Below are 16875 nucleotides of genomic sequence, written 5' to 3'. Positions count from 1 at the left end.
ATTCAGGCATAATCACAGGGAGGTGACGGCGATGAGCAGTTACATTGCCAAACGTTTGGGCATGCTATGCGGTATTCTGTTCGGCGTTCTGACCATCACATTTTTTCTGACGAGGGTGTTGCCCTCGTCACCGGTAGAAATGATGCTGGGCTCGAAACCGACGCAGGAACAAATTGCCGAGGCAACCATTGCACTGGGGCTGGATAAGCCCCTGCTTTATCAGTACGCAGACTATCTGGGTAAGGCGGTAACCGGGGATCTGGGTAACAGCCTGAGAACCGGGCAGAGTGTGGTGTCGGATATCGGCACACACATGACGGCAACCATTGAGCTGGTGACCATAGCCATTCTGGTTTCTGTCTTGATGGGTGTGCCGGTTGGGGTGTTTTCCGCGGTGCGTAAAAATACCCTGGCAGATCAGGCTTCCAGAGCGGTTTCCCTGATGGGTATCGCTGTCCCTTCCTTTTTTCTCGCGATCGTGCTGCAAATGGTGTTTTACGGCTGGCTGGGCTGGTTTCCGCTTCAGGGGCGGATTGCCTCAGCGGTCTTTATTGAGCACCCATTTCCGTCTGTAACCGGTTTTTATCTGCTGGATACGCTACTGGATGGACAGTGGGAGGCGTTCAAGAGTGCGGCCCTTCACCTGATATTACCTGTCATGTCACTGAGTCTGGCGACCTTTGCCATATTCGTGCGTACAACCCGTAATCTGATGGTAGAAGTACTGAGTCAGGACTATATACGTACCAGTCATGCGTTTGGCATGCCAAAACGTACCACACATTTTATTTATGCTTTGAAAGCGACGCTGGTGCCTTTACTGACGGTGGTGGGACTGACCTACGGTTTCATGCTGGGTAACAGTGTGATTGTCGAATTCGTGTTCGACTGGCCCGGTATTGGCCGCTATGTCGTGGATTCTGTAATAACCAATGATTTTCCGGCTGTGATGGGCGTGACTCTGGCTCTGTCCGGAAGTTACCTGCTAGTCAATGTCATTGTGGATCTGATTTATTTCGCGGTTGACCCGCGTTTGAGTGTGAAGGGGTAGTCATGGAACAGACGCTGACGTTACAAACAGGCTGGCGCTACACGATTGCCTTATGGTTGCACAGAGTGCGCAGTAACCCGCTGCTGTTTATCGGTGCAGGATTATTGATACTGCTCTGCGCTGCGGCGGTGTTTGCACCCTGGCTGGCACCTTATGACCCGGCCCAGATGAATTTCGCCCATAAATTACAGGCGCCCAATGCGGCGCATTGGTTTGGCACCGATAATCTGGGGCGCGATATCTTTTCCCGTGTGCTATATGGCGCTCAGGTGTCATTAACCATAGGCTTCGCGACTGTGGTTTTTTCCCTGCTGATAGGGTTGCCGGTCGGGTTACTGGCAGGCTATGCGGGAGGACGGGTCGATACTGTTCTGATGCGGGTATCGGATGTGTTTCTGGCGTTTCCGCCCATGTTGTTACCTATCTGTATGATTGCGATCCTCGGGCCGGGTTTGTTTAACGTGATGCTGGCGATCGCCGTCTCCTGGTTCCCCTGGTATGCCCGTATATTACGTGCTGCTGTGCTCAGTGTGAGAAACGAGCTGTATGTGCATTCAGCCCGGGCTATAGGTGTCAGTCATGTCACTATTATGTTTCGTCATTTATTGCCTAATGCGATGACGCCTTTGTTGGTGCAGGTCTCGATGGATTTTGGCTATGTCATTCTTTGGGCTGCGGCGCTGAGTTTTCTGGGATTAGGTGCAGTACCACCGACCATAGAGTGGGGACTGATGATTGGCGATGCGCAAAGTCTGTTTCTTGAATTCTGGTGGACGGCGGTTTTTCCTGGTCTGGCCATATTTATATGTGTTCTTGCCGTTAACCTGCTGGGTGATGGCTTGCGCGATATGTTAGACCCGACTTTCAAAGGACGTGAATAATGGATGATCACATACTGTTATCAGTCGAGAATCTGACTGTACGATTTCCCGGTTTTCACCACACAGTGCATGCAATCAACGGCTGCAGTTTTGAGGTGAGAAAAGGGGAACTGCTTGGCTTGGTTGGCGAGTCAGGTTGTGGGAAGTCACTGACATCCGCCGCCTGTATGGGAATCCTGCCGGCAAACGCTGAGGTTTCAGGCCGTATTCGTCTGGGCGATACCGACATGGTGACGGCGGGAGAGGCAGAGCTGGCAAGCCTGCGCGGGCAAAAAATTGCCATGATTTTTCAAAACCCGATGACGGCACTGAATCCGTTTTTTACTGTCGGCAGGCAACTGACCGATGTGATTCGGCGGCATCAGCCTCTTGATAAAAAATCAGCGTACAACAAGGCCAGCGCACTGTTATATAAAGTGCATTTACCCGATCCCGATATTGCACTGAAAAAATACCCGCACCAGTTTTCAGGCGGCCAACTGCAGAGAATCATGATAGCCATGGCACTCAGTTGCGAACCGGACGTACTGATTGCCGATGAACCGACAACGGCGCTGGATGTCACCATACAGGCCCAGATTATTGTGCTGCTGCGCGAACTGGCGAATAAAGAAGATTTGTCTGTCATTCTCATAACCCATGATTTGTCCGTGGTGGCCTCGCTGTGTGACCGTGTTGCAGTGATGTACGCCGGACAAGTGGTGGAAACTGCGCCAACCGAGCAGCTTTTCGCTCAACCATTGCACCCATATACACAAGGGTTGCTGCAATCTGTACCAGAAATAGGGCATGGCAACGCTCCGCTGTTTGCGATTAAAGGCAGTGTACCGGATCTGCGTCAGCCTCTTTCAGGGTGTGCGTTTGTCAGCCGGTGTCAGCAGTGCGTTTCGCAGTGTTATGAGCAGGAGGTGGGTATGTCCACTATCGGGCAACGGCAGGTCAGATGTTTTCAGGCAGAAGGTGTGCCAGCAACATTGAACAGGGAGGTTGCCAATGGCTGAGAGTCAGATTTTTGTTCATCATCAGAGATTGGCTGACGAGACGGCTCCTTTGTTGTCTGTTCGCGGATTAGGCAAGCAATACTGGGTCGGGAAACAGCCGCTGCAGGCTTTTTCTGACGTTGATTTTGATATCCGCCGTGGTCAGTGTGTTGCTTTAGTCGGAGAATCGGGCTGCGGTAAAAGTTCTGTGGCGATGAGTGTGTTGCACCTTATTGAGCCGGACCAGGGGACAGTTATTTTTGACGGCATGAATCTGTCCAGAGTGGATCGAAAGTCGATGAAATCGCTTCGGCAGCGTTTCAGTATTGTGTTTCAGAACCCGTATTCTTCGCTTAATCCAAGACTGAATATCTTCCAATTGATTGAAGAACCCCTTAAAACTCATTTCCCGCTAAGTAAGGCGCAACGCCGGGAACGGGTACTGGCTGTCATGGCGGATGTAGGATTGGATGAGCTGATGTTAGCCCGGATGCCACACGAGCTGTCTGGCGGTCAGCGCCAACGTGTTGGTATAGCAAGGGCATTGATTCTTGAGCCCGACTTACTGGTACTGGATGAACCAACAGCTGCATTGGATGTATCGGTACAGGCAACTGTGGTGAATTTACTCAATAAGCTACGTGCACAGCGAAAGCTGAGTTACTTGTTTATCACTCATAATCTCGGGCTGGTTGAACGTATTGCCGATCACGTTTTGGTGATGTATCTGGGGCAAATTATTGAATCAGGCCCAGTCAGGCAGGTATTCGGTCAGCCAAAACATCATTATACCCGTGCGTTGCTGGATTCAATTCCATCGCTGGACCCGGCTAAACGGGATAGCCTTCAGCCTTTGCAAGGGGAAATACCCAGCCCGCTGAATAAGCCTGAAGGGTGTTTGTTTCATACGCGCTGTCGCAATGTGAATACGCTGTGCCAGCAGAAACAGCCGGTTATTCACGACAGCGGTAACCTATCCAGCGGTGATCAGCTAAGCAGAGGTGAGCCAGACAGTAACGATAACGATCGGCATCATAAAGTGGCCTGCCACTTTCCAATCGGGGAGTTGATGAAATGAGTTATTTTGCGATTGCAGGCCTGCAGCTTGCGCTGGGACAGAGCGATAATCTGAGTCGGCTTGAAGCGGAAACCCGTCTGACATGCCAGCGTTTTCCCTGGGTGGACATGGTCATTTTCAGTGAGTTAGCGCCATTTGGTTCTCACCCGGCGTTCAGAGAGCCCATGCCCGGGCCTACCGAAGAGCGGCTACAGGCGCTGGCACGTGAACTGGAGATCTGGCTGGTACCCGGGTCTATGTATGAGCGGGCCGGTGATCAGGTGTTTAATACTGTGCAGGTAATAAATCCGCAAGGAGAAATTGTCAGCCGGTATAGGAAGATGTATCCTTTTCAGCCCTACGAGCAGGGTATCAGCGCCGGCAATGAATTTGTGGTGTTTGATGTACCGGATGTCGGCCGCTTCGGGGTCTCTATCTGTTATGACATGTGGGTGCCTGAAACGATTCGTGCCATGGTCTGGCAAGGGGCGGAGGTGATCATTCATCCCACCATGACGGGCACGCTGGACAGAGAACTTGAATGTTGCATGGCGCGTACCCATGCTGTCACAAATCAGTGTTACTTTGTTGATATTAATAGTGCCGGAAATCTGGGGAACGGCCAGTCTATTGTTGTCGGCCCGGATGGCGACATACTCTATCAGGCGGGTACGACTGAACAAGTGATTGCACTGGAGCTGGATTTGAACCGGGTACGCCGTTCCAGAGAGCGAGGTGTACTTGGCTTGGGACAAATTTTAAAGAGTTACCGTGATCATGACGTGATTTTTCCGCAATATCAGGGAGATCGCTCGCCATATTTGGATCGATTGGATACTCTTAAGGTATCTGGCCGTGCGGCATTATGCCGTAAGCCAACAGAATTATAATAAGAAACTGAACAATGGTTCCTTGAGTGCGGGGCTTAACAGCCCCGATTTTTTTGCTTCAGATAGCTTTACACACTTCCCTTACGCATCAGACACATCACCCCGGCAGTGCGGTCACCGTATTGGATAATACCTCTTCGCTGTTTACCTGAAAGGTGGTCTTCGGGTTCAGAATTCCCTGATTGACGCACCAGCCTGATTCATCAAACCATTTAAATATCTCACCATGCACCACAATGGCAAAGCTGCGCTCTTCGGCAAACTGCCATCGGCGCCATTGCCTGTACCACCTGTCGTCTTTAATCCACCAGTAGCCTTCATCTTCATCATTGGGGTGATCGGCAATACCATGAATCTGCCCGTCACGCTGAAAGGTAATCAGATAGGGTACGTGGTAGCAGTCACTGGCCAGAACCTGACAGCCATTAAGCAACTGACGTAACGCATCGCCCCGGTAGCGAATACCCACGGCATTGTCGATGTGTTCCGGCGGTAGTAGCTTGTTCATCAGCCTCGCGAGCTGGGCAATGCCTTCACGGATACGGTCAATCGGTATCGCGGCAAAACCCAGCCGAAAACAGTGACGGCCATTGTTGCGGCTGAAAAAGCGATCCCCAGGTTCAATCAGAATACTGTGCTCTTTGGCAATGCGTTGTAATTCATTGGCATCCAGTTCCGTTGGCCCTTCAATCCAGAAAGCGGTTCCACCGAAAGCCGGCGTGGCGTTGTATTGGGGAAAATAATAATTCAGGCTGTCTTCCATGACCTGCCACTTCTGACGGTAGGCATGGATCAGTTTCTGCATTAATGCATCGTAATATCCCATAGACAAAAACAGAGAAAGACTGCTGACGTTGTTTGCCGGTGGCTGACGGATCATCAGAGAACGTATGGTTTTCGCATGCTGTATCACGGCAGGGGATGCCACCATAAAACCAATGCGCAGCCCGGGTGCCAATACCCGGGACAAGCTGGAAATGTAGATGACACGTTCTGCATCCGCCCGCGACTTGAGCGCCGGAACGGGGGAGTCGAGATAATTGGTTTCATGTTCATAGTCATCTTCAATGATCAGCAGATTATGCTTCTCTGCCATCGCCAGCAACGCATGGCGCCTTTCGTCGCATAACGTCACTGTGGTCGGAAGCTGGTGGCTGGGTGTGGTGTACACCAAATCGCATTGTGCCAGTTTGTCATCGACCATCAGGCCTTCGCTGTCGACATCCAGCGGGCACAGTCTGGCATGGTGAGCCTCAAACACTTTTCTGGCTTCCGGGTATCCTGGTTCTTCAATCCCAACGGTTAGGCCGTCTCGTTTGAATAAATGCGCCAGGATGAACAGTGCTTGCTGGCTGCCCAATGTAATCAGAATCTGGTCACGATTGACCAGAATGCCTCTGCGGGGCAGGATGCGTGTGCGAATGTGTTCAATCAACTCATCATCGTTAGCCTGATCACCCGTCCAGACTTCACAACTTTTTCGGTTGAGCACCCTGAGACTGCATTTTCGCCATTCATTGGCCGGAAACATGCTGCTATCGACCTGGCCATAAACGAAAGGGTAGGTGAATGTGCGCCAATCATCATGAATTGGCTCGGAAGACTGCTCTGCAGGATTGGTGATCAGCGTCGCCCAGTTTACTGAATCTTCATTGGTGAGAGGGGGAGAGTCTGCCATTGCTGCTGTGTTGACCATACCCGGATTCGGATAATAGCCTGACCGTTCCCTTGAGATTAAGATCCCGTCTTCAACCAGTTGCTCGTAGGCTCGGATGACGGTATTACGTGCCACATTCAAGGTTTGAGAGAGTTTACGCGAAGAAGGCAGGCTTTTTTCAGAGGGAAAATAGCCTTTAATCACAGCATCAGTAATGCCGGCCTGTATTTGTTCGCCCAGAGATAAGCGAGACTGCGGATCCAGTGCAATCAGTTGGTTTAGCATGTTACGTCCTATTTCAAGGTGCCCTTATCCTTGGGCAAACCTGTCGCTATACCTTAACTGTTTAACATATCAGTAACAAGTGCAGGGGAGAACAGAGAACAGCGCTAAAAGCAGAAAAGTATGGCAACTTGTGATCCAGGCAGGTATCTCACCGGCTGCTTGCACGGCCGGTGAGTTGAGTGTTATTTAACGAGTTGCTCAAACAGCACCCTGAGCCGGTTCAGTCCGAGTCGGATCTCATCCATGTCAGCGGTGAGCGGCGGCAGAAGCCGAATGACATTGCCTCTGACACCGCACGACAGCAGGATAAGTCCGGCTTGGGGGGCCGACTGAACCAACTGCTTTGTCAGATCGCTAAGCGGCTTATGAGTGACAGGGTCACTTAATTCGATCGCGACCATAGCGCCTAACTGGCGGATATCGGTAATTTCAGGGAAGGATTGCTGAAGCGTTTCCAGTTGTTGTTTCATCACCTCGCCGATCGCGCTGGCTTTGTCGCACAGATTGTCTTTGTCGATGATCTTCAATACTTCCAGCCCGGCGACACAGCCGAGTGGCGAGCCCGCATACGTACCGCCCAATCCACCAGGGCTGGCGGCATCCATGATCTCAGCTTTACCGACAACGGCCGATAACGGGAAACCGCCGGCAATGCCTTTAGCCAGTGTCATGAGATCGGGTTCGATGCCAAGGTATTCGGTCGCAAACAGTTTCCCTGTGCGTGCAAACCCCGTCTGAATTTCATCACAAATCAGAACAATGCCGTGCTGATCGCAAAGGCGGCGAATGGCCTGAGCCCACGGTGGCGGAGCCTGATAAAAACCGCCTTCACCCTGAACCGGCTCAAAAATGATCGCCGCGACGCGAGCGGGTTCAATGGTGCTGGCAAATAAATCCTCCAGCGCATTCAGGCTGTGGGCCTGGCTGATCCCATGGCAGGTATTTGGAAAGGGAAGGTGATAAATTTCGTTAGGAAACGGGCCGAAACCGGCTTTATAAGGCGTGATTTTGCCTGTCAGTCCCATGCACAGATTGGTGCGGCCGTGGAACCCTCCTTTGAACGCAATGACACCGCTGCGTCCGGTTTTTGCTCTCGCAATCTTAACGGCGTTTTCGACCGCTTCGGCACCTGTGGTCAGGAAGATGGCTTTTTTGGCGCAGTTCCCGGGTACGCGTTCGACCAACTGCTCAGCCAGTTCGACAAAAGCCGGGTAAGGGGTAACCATGGCACAGGTGTGACTGAATTGATCGAGCTGGCGTTTAACTGCAGCAATGATCTGCGGATGACTGTGACCAGTATTGGTAACAGCAATGCCAGACGCAAAGTCAATGTACTGATTCCCCTCGACATCGCTGAGTGTCATGTTATCGGCCTGAGTAATATAGACCGATGCCAGATTCCCCATTCCTTTTGCTATAACCGCCTCTTTGCGTTGTTGCCAGTGGTGATTGTCCATGCAGAATTCCTTGTCAAAATGATGTGCTGTTGCAGAATTGGCTTACAACGAGCCAAAACACAGATATTTAGTGTGTAAATATTCTTCGATGCCCTGGCGTCCGCCTTCGCGGCCGATGCCGGATTGCTTCACGCCGCCAAACGGGGCAACTTCGGTCGAAATGATGCCTTCATTGATGCCAACCATGCCGAACTCCAGAGCCTCGGCGATGTGGAATACCCGGTTGATATTCTGAGTGTAGAAATAGCTGGCCAGACCATGAATTGTGTCATTAGCCATCGCAATCAGTTCACTGTCGTTGCTGAAGCGGATCACAGGGGCGACCGGGCCAAAAATTTCTTTCTGCACTATGTCCATGTTCTGTGTGACTTCTGTCAGCAGGGTAGGTGCGATGAACAGTCCACCCAGATCTTCACCTCCTGTCGCTACCTGTGCTCCCTGAACCACAGCGCCCTGAATCAGTGCCAAGATCTGATCTTTGGCGCGGCGATCGATTAACGGGCCTATGGATACCCCTTCTTCCAGACCGTTACCGACTTTCAGCGCACTGATAGCACGGCTGAACTGCTGGACGAAATCGTCATAAACGCTGTCATGGACATAGAAGCGGTTCGCACAGACACAGGTTTGCCCGGCATTGCGGAACTTAGAGGCCAGCGCACCTTTGACAGCACGTTCAATATCGGCATCCTCGAACACAATAAACGGTGCGTTGCCACCAAGCTCCATGGAAGTGCGTTTTACGGTATCGGCACTCTGGCCCATTAAAACACGGCCAACTTCAGTCGAGCCGGTAAATGACAGCTTTTGAATCAGTGGGTGGGTGCTGAACAACTGGCCCACCATCACGGAAGAGTGACTGTTGACCATTGCCAGCAGATCTCTGGGAATCCCGGCCTGATAAGCCAGCTCGGCGACCGCATAAGCACTTAAAGGCGTCTGGTTGGCAGGCTTGGCAATGAAACTGCATCCGGCAGCCAGTGCGGGTGCCGCTTTGCGGGTAATCATGGCGATAGGAAAATTCCAGGGGGTAATGGCTGCTGCCACGCCCACAGGTTGCTTGATGGTAATGATGCGTTTGTCTTCGCTGGTGGCAGGAATACTTTCGCCATAAGTACGTTTTGCTTCCTCGGCAAACCATTGAATAAATGAGGCGCCATAAGCCACCTCACCTTTGGCTTCAGCAAAGGGCTTGCCTTGTTCCAGTGTCATAATACGGGCAAGATCATCCTGATTCGCCATGACAAGCTCATACCAGTGACGCAGCATGGCTGAACGGGATTTTGCCGGCAGGTTTGCCCATTGCTTCTGGGCAAAGTGTGCCCGTTCAATGATATCAATGATGGCGCTTTTGCTCAGAGACGGGACATACCCAAGTGTCTCATCGCTGGCCGGATTGATGACTTCAATGGCATCGTCGCTTTTGTTGCACAGAACCGACAGTAATGTCGGATTGTTCAGTGCAAAATGGTGTAATTGAGCATTTTCTGGCATAGCGGCTTCCTGAACTGAGCAGATTGTCGGTATAGACCATAAGTCTGAAAACCCATTCTAGGAAGGTCCGTTTGTCCAAAGGAGATCCAGTTAATGTGTGTCTGAGGATCCAGAGGGCAGGGTGATTGATTGTAACGCTGTGTATTGGTGCGCTCTCCTGAGGTCGCAGGTCACACAGCTATGATTGTTTTGTCTGTCTGTTTCGGTGAGACCAAGGCATGACAGCCCGCGGTTTTCGTCGTAAATTCAGTCAATAACAGAAAAGGGAGCCCAGATATGCTGATACGTGAGATGGATGCCGCCGATTTCGAACAATTCTGGCCTGAGTTCAGGCGCATTATTCAGGCGCAGGAAACCTACGCCTTTGATCCGGAGATGAGCCGTGAGCAAGCCTACACATTGTGGGGCGAGATGCCGCTCAAGACGTTTGTATGTGTGGAAGGCGATATTGTGCTGGGCTCTTATTATCTGAAAGCTAATGCCATGGGGCCGGGGAACCATGTCTGTAACTGCGGCTATATGGTGACGAAGGCCGCGCGGGGCAAAGGCGTCGCGCGTGCCATGTGCGAGCATTCACAACGTGTGGCGCTTGAACAGGGGTTCAGCGCAATGCAGTTTAATTCAGTGGTATCGACCAATGAGGTTGCCGTGAAGCTATGGCAGAAACTGGGCTTTCAGATCGTCGGCACGTTACCCGGTGCCTACCGGCACAAGACTCAAGGCTTAGTCGATTGCTACGTAATGTACAAACAACTGAATGATGAATAGACGACTGAACAAGGAGGAATGATGTCAGGAATCATGGACTTGAAACGGCTGCTGCAAACCATGTCGCCGGTTACACGGGAAGACGACTATGTATTTTGTACTGTCAATGGGGACATTACCGAGTATCTGCAGTATGCCCCGCTGGCGACATTTCAGGAGCAGGAAGGCTTAACGCTGGTGTTGACGACCCAGTCGGCAGAAGCGGCTGCAATCAAGTATGAATCGACCTTTCGTTGTATCACACTGACGGTACATTCCAGCCTGGAAGCCGTCGGGCTGACGGCGGCGGTGTCAACTGCGTTGGCAAAGCATGGCATCAGCGCCAATGTGATTGCCGCGTATTATCACGATCACGTTTTTGTGCCGGCGGACAAAGCGGACCTGGCGTTACAGGTGCTGACCGATCTGACAAATCAATCATAAGGATGAGTATGGAATCGCTTTCCGGAGGAAGGAAAACAGGGATTTACCGTCAGGGTGAAACGGTCGTCAGGCCAGTGCAGGCTTGGTCTGCCACGGTTCACCGTTTATTGCGTTATTTGCACCAACAGGGGTTTCGAGCCTGTCCTGAAGTGATTGGGATGGATGTGGGATCTGAGGTACTGAGCTTTGTCGAAGGCGAGACGTACAATTATCCGCTTGAAGGAGCGATAGCCTCAGAAGAGGCATTGATCAGCGCTGCCAGATTGCTGCGGCAATTGCATGATGCTTCGCAAGGTTTCCTGAAAACAGTGAATCTGGCGGAAACGGCTTGGATGCTGCCAGCCAGAGCGCCTGCCGAGGTGATCTGTCATGGTGATTTCACCCCGTACAACGTCGCACTGAGCGGACATGAAGTCGTGGGCGTGTTCGATTTCGATACCGCTCATCCGGCACCCCGGCTGTGGGATATTGCCTATTCGGTCTATTGCTGGTCGCCTTTTAAAACCGATCCTGTCGATCAGCTGGGGACGCTCGACACACAGATAGCCCGGGCCAGATTGTTCTGTGACAGCTACGGCGTTTCTGCCTCCGACAGACAGCAATTAGTCAGTGAGATGATCACACGCTTGCAAAGTTTGGTCGCTTTCATGCAGGCACAGGCTGACATGGGTGACGCGCAGTTCGTACAACACTTTGCTGAAGGGCATCATCTGGCTTATCTGGCGGATATTGATTATCTCAGACACCAACAGGTGGCGATCACTGAGGGAATCATGACGGTACAGGATCTGTGATCTTGTATCCTAATATAGACATCTGATTGCGTATTGTGTGGCTTGGCGCACGCACAGCGTAATCTCGTTTTGATGACGATGCTTTGTCGATTAAAGTCAGTGCTGCCGTGGTTATGATTTCCTGCAAGAAGACTGCTCAGAGGTTTTTTCATGGACAATTCAATGATTCAGCAAGGCTGGCATGCATCCCATGCTTTAGCTGTTGCATCTCTTTATGAAAATGCGTTTGGACACAAGTTTAAAGCCGCGATTCCCAGCAAAGCGCAGCGGATTCATTTACTGTCTGAATCCTTTAATCCGGATTTTTCTTTTGTGGTGATAGCCAATGGAAAAATCGTAGGTATTGCCGGGTATCAGACAGCGCAGGGCTCGCTGACGGGAGGAATCACTTTAAGGCGGTTATGGCGAGTCCTGGGCTTCTGGCGCGGAACCTGGGCCGCGCTTGTCCTGAGTTTGTTTGAACGCAAGCCTGATCCCAAAGAGCTGATCATGGACGGCATAGTGGTGGATCCCGCCTGCCGTGGCTTGGGACTTGGCTCGGAACTGCTGTCGCACATCATTACGTATGCCAGTGAAAATCAGTATCAGAAAGTGCGGCTCGACGTTATCGACAGCAACCCGAGAGCCAGAAAACTGTATGACGAAAAAGGCTTCCTTCCGGTCAGAACCGATCGTTTTCCTGCTCTGAAATGGCTGGTTGGCTTTTCTGGCTCAACCACCATGGTTTACGAGATACAGGCAGGCTGATGGCGCTTTCTTTTTTCACTGTGCATAGTGGTGTTGCGAGGCAAATCCAACCTTTTTAGTTGTTAGCTTGATATTCCTCACAAGAATTGAATAACTGTCAGAATGACTGGGTAAAAAGTCATATTAACTACTATTTCCTATTTTCTATCAATGGGATACGCTAATGGGCATCTGGTAGAATAATGGCTACCAATTAGTCTGTGTTGCGAGGAAAGCGTCATGGGAGTCACTATCAGTGCTGATGGTCTGAGCATTGTTCATAAAGGGTCAGGCGGTGAAGCGAATGCTGCCGTCCCTGATGTATGTATGACAACAGTCGGGCCACCCGTTGTGCCCATTCCTTACGGAAACAATGCTAAGTCGGCCGATCTGGCCGATGGAAGCACAACCGTCACCGCCGATGGTGGTAACAGCATTGCCCTGAAAAGCAGCCAGTTTTCGTGCAGCACCGGCGATGCAGGCGGCGATAAAAAAGGCATTGTTTCCGGTACGACCGAAGCGGAAGCCAAATTCACCACGGCATCTTCTACAGTGAAAATTGAAGGTGTCGGGGTGGCCCGTAAAACCGACATGATGACCATGAACGCAGGCAATACCATGTGTTTTGGTTGTGAAAACCCGTCGGTGACTGTTCAGCCAGATGAAGACAAAACCCATGCGCTGCGTGTTCAATGTCGTTACACGTCCGGTAAACCGCTCGCCAATGCCCCTTTCAAACTGAAAGATGAATCCGGTGCCGTTCTGGCAGAAGGCACACTGAATAACGCAGGTGAAGCCATTGTTGACGGCTTGCCCACCAAAGGCTGCACCGTTGAATACGGTGAAGCGCCAGCACCTTATAAAATCAATTATCCTCGCCCTGCCAACCCGGATAAAGCCACGCTTGATGACGAGGTGTTTTTTGACCGCGCATCACACATGTGCGTGCCATTCTGGGTCCCAAGGGGTGATATGCAAAAGCGTATCTGGGGTTATCTGGGCGAAACGCTGGCAGACAGCCTTGAATTTCGTCACATGCTGGAAGTGGAAATTCGCGCTCATCTGCCATTGAACCCCAAACCGGGTCAGGCAGAAGAGATCGCAGCGCGGCTGATCAACTTCTTTGACCAGCAGCCTGTGTCGGAGCAAGACATCCTCGGCCTGATCAGCACCATGCTGCCGATACTGGAAGCAGACGGCGTCTTGTTTGATCTGTTCGTCAATTATCACAAAGAGGAATCCGGCAACAACCTGCTGGCTTCCATGCGTCATCTGGGCACTGGCAACCCGAGTGAGTGGCTGGACAACCTGGACTGGGACGCCAAGGCAACCCTGCTCAGTCGCGAATGCGGCAGCATTCTGGAAAAAACGGATGCCAGGCTGGAAGCGATCCTTTTTCACTCAGATACCCGTGGGTATACCTATATCTCAGACAACATCAAAGCCCATCGGGAATCGGTGAAAGCAGTCCGTAAAAACCTGCCCGATGACATTTCAGCGGCGATGAACGGCCTGAAACAGAAAATCGCCACCATCCGCAGCAAGGGCGAAAACATCATGGTGGTGCCGACCAATAACCAGCGCACCACGCAGGGCGGCAGCATTACCGATGTGGTTCACTCGCTGAACGCATTGCCAGCGCCGCTGGCGATTCGACTGACATACGATGACATGGAGCAAACGCCAGCAGGCTATGTGCCTTACTCTGTCATGTTCGCCAATGGCGAAAAACAGGAAGGAAAGCTGGATGCGAACGGCAGTGTGATGCTGTACGGTGTGCCTCAAGTCGGCGCAGAAGTGACGTTTGGTGATAAAGAAGCAGCGAAAAAGGCAGAAAAGGAACAAGCCGAGCTGAAAAAACAGTTATCAGAAGCACTCGATAACATGGTTGAAGATTTCAAGCCGATAGCACACCGGCAGGCAGCAATGGCAGTTGACGTTGCGCCTGAAACGTTTGCATTGGTGAAGGCCTCTGTTGAAGCCGAATTAGCTGAGATGGAAAGCCGCAAAGATGCCTTTGATGACTTGTCTTTCCTGGAGCAAAGTTGGTCCTATGCGAAAAGTGCAGGACTGGGGGTAAGCACGGGAGTTACCGAATATATCCCAGATTTTGGCGAATTTGGCGAGCTGATGGAAGCGGCAGATATTGGTATCGATGTTCTCGTGGAAGCCATTTACAAGGGTGAAATTGACATCCTGCAACGTAAACTAAAGCATGTTGATCGCGCCAAGCTGGGTTTGCAGCAAGCCAGTATGGCGATGGAAGTTTTATTGCTACTGGCCTCGGATCCAGAGACACGACAATATCTTGCCAGCCTGCCACGCCGTTTCATGGAATCCATGCCACCAGATGAACTGGCTCGTTTTACTGTATCTCAAATGACCCAAAAAGGGATAGATGTCGCAGCTGTTGCAGGCAGTACAGCCGTTGCGGGAGCTGTTAGTGCTGGAGTTGGCGCACCAATTGCTGCTGCAGCAATGACGGGAGTGGTCACAGCCCGTAACGCAGGTAAAGGCATGGAAGGCTTGGTCAAGGTGCTGATGAAAATCTTCGAAAACAATAAGAAAATGCTGAATTATCACCCTAAAAAACAGCATGAGAGAGACAATGAAACTCATCTTGAACGCCGAAATGGAGAGCCTTGTCCGTTATGTGGCAAGAAAGTACTGAAAAAAGGTAAAAAGCCGAAAAAGAAAACTAAGAATCTTTGCAAGCACGATGGCTATAAAGGCAAGTTATATAAAGAAAATGACAGGGAGTATGGCTTTACTCGCAGAGGATACACAGGAAAAGGTTCTGATAAAGAGCAGCGGCAACATTCACCGTGGAAATATTTAGGCATTAAACCCATTGAACATGATTGGTGGGCAAGAAGTGCAGATAAAGATGAGCATGGTAATTGGCGCCGTTCAGAGCATGAGGCGAGTTATCCTAATAATGTAATTGCAGCTCATCATATTATTTCAATTAAAGAAATGGCTAAGAATGAATTTTTATTCAAATTGCTGCCTAGGGTAGGATATAACATAAATGAAAAGTATAACATCACTGTACTTCCAATGATTCCTGAGTTGGCATGTGCTCTTAGTGTTCCATTACACAATTCAGATCACCCATCAAGTTATACACAAGAAATATATAACGAGTTGCTTTCTTTAAAAAATGAAATTGAATCTTCAATGTATTGTGATACGGAAAGTAAAGCGATACATATGATTATGGATGAAGTAAAAAACATTTCAATTGAAATGTTGAAAAAAATTAATGATTTTCACGAAGCTGGAATTGTTAGTCAGCCTGAAGCCTTTGGTGATGACTATAAAAGTGGAGGTTTTGGCTGTAGAAATAAGCTGAAAGAATCAGGGAAGTTTGAGAATAATTCGATTTCATGCATTCATAGACGAGAAAAAACTAGTCATGAATTTTTAGATTATTATGGTAATAATAAAATTATGCCGAAAAATGCTATTGCTAAAATTGGGGGGTAAATGAATTATTATATTCTAGAAAGAGAGTTTATTGAAGGTGAGGCTTCATTTCATTTTGATGAAGATTACATCGATATCCTTGATTATAGTCAGATAGGGGTTAGGTTCTATAATTCTCCGCCTAAAATATTTGTTGATGAAGAATATAAGGAGAGAGCAATGTCTGATATCCTTAAGGCTCTTGACTTATTGCCTAGAAAAAACATTGCAAATATGCTTGCATCAAATTATATCAAGGGAGTGCAATTTATACCTGTTTTAGTTGATAATGATGGAGTAGTATATGATGATTACTATCATATGAATGTTTTTTCTTCATATCCATTACTAAATGAATATGCCTCTGAAGCAAGGAGATACAGTAATTATTATGAAAGCTACAAAACAGTTACTCGAATGGTAATTGACTCAAAAAAATTAGCTAAGTCCAATATTGTTCATGATGTCTTTAGAGTAAAGGAACATTGCTGGAAAATTATTGTTAACGAAAAAGTTAAGTTGATTTTAAGTCAGCTAAATGTATCAGGAGTTAGATTAACACCGGTGGAGATCATCTGATGGAAAACTGGATCAAACAAAGCTTTCAACAACCGGGTCCACTGGCGGAAGTGGCAAAGACAAAATTTTATTCAGACGAGCCAAGAGTTATCCTTGATTTTACTCTTTTTCCTGGCGTGTACATCAGCGATGAATTAGAGATTACTGAGAATATCGAGACCCTGCCGGCTATGGTGCGTTTCGATGAAGAGGATTGGGAATACGAATTTGTTCAGGCAAAGCCCTTGCATTGGGTAGCGGATGCCATTCAATCTGGAGAACAAGTTTGGTTGGCCTATGATGATGAGGCATTGTATTTTCATCCAGATTTGGCGTATAAGATTCAGCATGCAGATCAACATATTCGGCTTCACCGGAAGCTGTAA

At 49.7% G+C, this 16875-nt stretch carries 15 protein-coding genes; 12 read left to right on the top strand and 3 right to left on the bottom strand.

Going from position 1 to position 16875, the window contains the following annotated elements:
* The first annotated feature begins 31 nt into the window (after positions 1-31).
* The 5 genes from D6M16_RS06050 to D6M16_RS06030 are packed head-to-tail and all read left to right on the top strand — an operon-like array spanning position 32 to position 4859.
* Positions 32-1051, top strand: a complete 1020-nt coding sequence (locus tag D6M16_RS06050) for an ABC transporter permease (RefSeq protein WP_120511023.1) — start codon at positions 32-34, stop codon at positions 1049-1051.
* 2 nt (positions 1052-1053) lie between these two features.
* Positions 1054-1932 (top strand): ABC transporter permease, encoded by an 879-nt coding sequence (locus D6M16_RS06045; protein ID WP_120511022.1) that lies wholly within the window; start codon positions 1054-1056, stop codon positions 1930-1932.
* Entirely contained in the window at positions 1932-2933 is a 1002-nt protein-coding gene (locus D6M16_RS06040; RefSeq protein WP_120511021.1) for an ABC transporter ATP-binding protein, read from the top strand. The genes D6M16_RS06045 and D6M16_RS06040 overlap by 1 nt, the downstream gene beginning before the upstream one ends.
* The gene (locus D6M16_RS06035; RefSeq protein WP_120511020.1) at positions 2926-3990 is read left to right on the top strand and encodes an ABC transporter ATP-binding protein; all 1065 of its coding nucleotides are present in this window, start codon (positions 2926-2928) and stop codon (positions 3988-3990) included. Before D6M16_RS06040 ends, D6M16_RS06035 begins: the two co-directional genes overlap by 8 nt.
* Positions 3987-4859 carry a carbon-nitrogen hydrolase family protein gene (locus tag D6M16_RS06030; RefSeq protein ID WP_120511019.1) on the top strand — a complete coding sequence of 291 codons (873 nt, stop codon included), beginning with the start codon at positions 3987-3989 and terminating at the stop codon, positions 4857-4859. The genes D6M16_RS06035 and D6M16_RS06030 overlap by 4 nt, the downstream gene beginning before the upstream one ends.
* Positions 4860-4956: 97 nt before the next feature.
* Here the strand turns inward: D6M16_RS06030 and pdxR are convergent, their stop codons facing one another.
* The 3 genes from pdxR to D6M16_RS06015 form a co-directional block, all read right to left on the bottom strand.
* Positions 4957-6801, bottom strand: a complete 1845-nt coding sequence (gene pdxR / locus D6M16_RS06025) for a MocR-like pyridoxine biosynthesis transcription factor PdxR (RefSeq protein ID WP_120511018.1) — start codon at positions 6799-6801, stop codon at positions 4957-4959.
* A 182-nt stretch (positions 6802-6983) separates the two neighbouring features.
* On the bottom strand, positions 6984-8258 hold the full coding sequence (gene gabT, locus D6M16_RS06020) for a 4-aminobutyrate--2-oxoglutarate transaminase (protein WP_120511017.1): 1275 nt from the start codon (positions 8256-8258) through the stop codon (positions 6984-6986).
* Positions 8259-8300: 42 nt separating this feature from the next.
* Positions 8301-9752: an NAD-dependent succinate-semialdehyde dehydrogenase gene (locus D6M16_RS06015; protein WP_120511016.1), complete on the bottom strand. Its 1452-nt coding sequence runs from the start codon at positions 9750-9752 to the stop codon at positions 8301-8303.
* Positions 9753-10031: 279 nt separating this feature from the next.
* On the opposite strand from D6M16_RS06015, the gene D6M16_RS06010 reads away from it, so the two are divergent.
* The 7 genes from D6M16_RS06010 (at position 10032) to D6M16_RS05980 (ending at position 16875) form a co-directional block, all read left to right on the top strand.
* Positions 10032-10520, top strand: a complete 489-nt coding sequence (locus D6M16_RS06010) for a GNAT family N-acetyltransferase (protein ID WP_120511885.1) — start codon at positions 10032-10034, stop codon at positions 10518-10520.
* 21 nt (positions 10521-10541) lie between these two features.
* Positions 10542-10943: an ACT domain-containing protein gene (locus tag D6M16_RS06005; RefSeq protein ID WP_120511015.1), complete on the top strand. Its 402-nt coding sequence runs from the start codon at positions 10542-10544 to the stop codon at positions 10941-10943.
* Positions 10944-10951: 8 nt separating this feature from the next.
* Positions 10952-11737 carry an aminoglycoside phosphotransferase family protein gene (locus D6M16_RS06000; protein ID WP_120511014.1) on the top strand — a complete coding sequence of 262 codons (786 nt, stop codon included), beginning with the start codon at positions 10952-10954 and terminating at the stop codon, positions 11735-11737.
* Between the two features lie 150 nt (positions 11738-11887).
* Positions 11888-12484 (top strand): GNAT family N-acetyltransferase, encoded by a 597-nt coding sequence (locus D6M16_RS05995; protein ID WP_120511013.1) that lies wholly within the window; start codon positions 11888-11890, stop codon positions 12482-12484.
* Positions 12485-12703: 219 nt separating this feature from the next.
* Positions 12704-15952 (top strand): PAAR-like domain-containing protein, encoded by a 3249-nt coding sequence (locus D6M16_RS05990; protein WP_120511012.1) that lies wholly within the window; start codon positions 12704-12706, stop codon positions 15950-15952.
* Positions 15953-16510, top strand: coding sequence for an imm11 family protein (locus D6M16_RS05985; RefSeq protein ID WP_120511011.1), 558 nt, complete (start codon positions 15953-15955; stop codon positions 16508-16510).
* Positions 16510-16875 carry a hypothetical protein gene (locus D6M16_RS05980; RefSeq protein WP_120511010.1) on the top strand — a complete coding sequence of 122 codons (366 nt, stop codon included), beginning with the start codon at positions 16510-16512 and terminating at the stop codon, positions 16873-16875. The genes D6M16_RS05985 and D6M16_RS05980 overlap by 1 nt, the downstream gene beginning before the upstream one ends.

This window comes from Photobacterium salinisoli, from assembly GCF_003614885.1.
GTDB lineage: Bacteria > Pseudomonadota > Gammaproteobacteria > Enterobacterales > Vibrionaceae > Photobacterium > Photobacterium salinisoli.
This window is presented reverse-complemented; position numbering and strand designations above follow the sequence as displayed.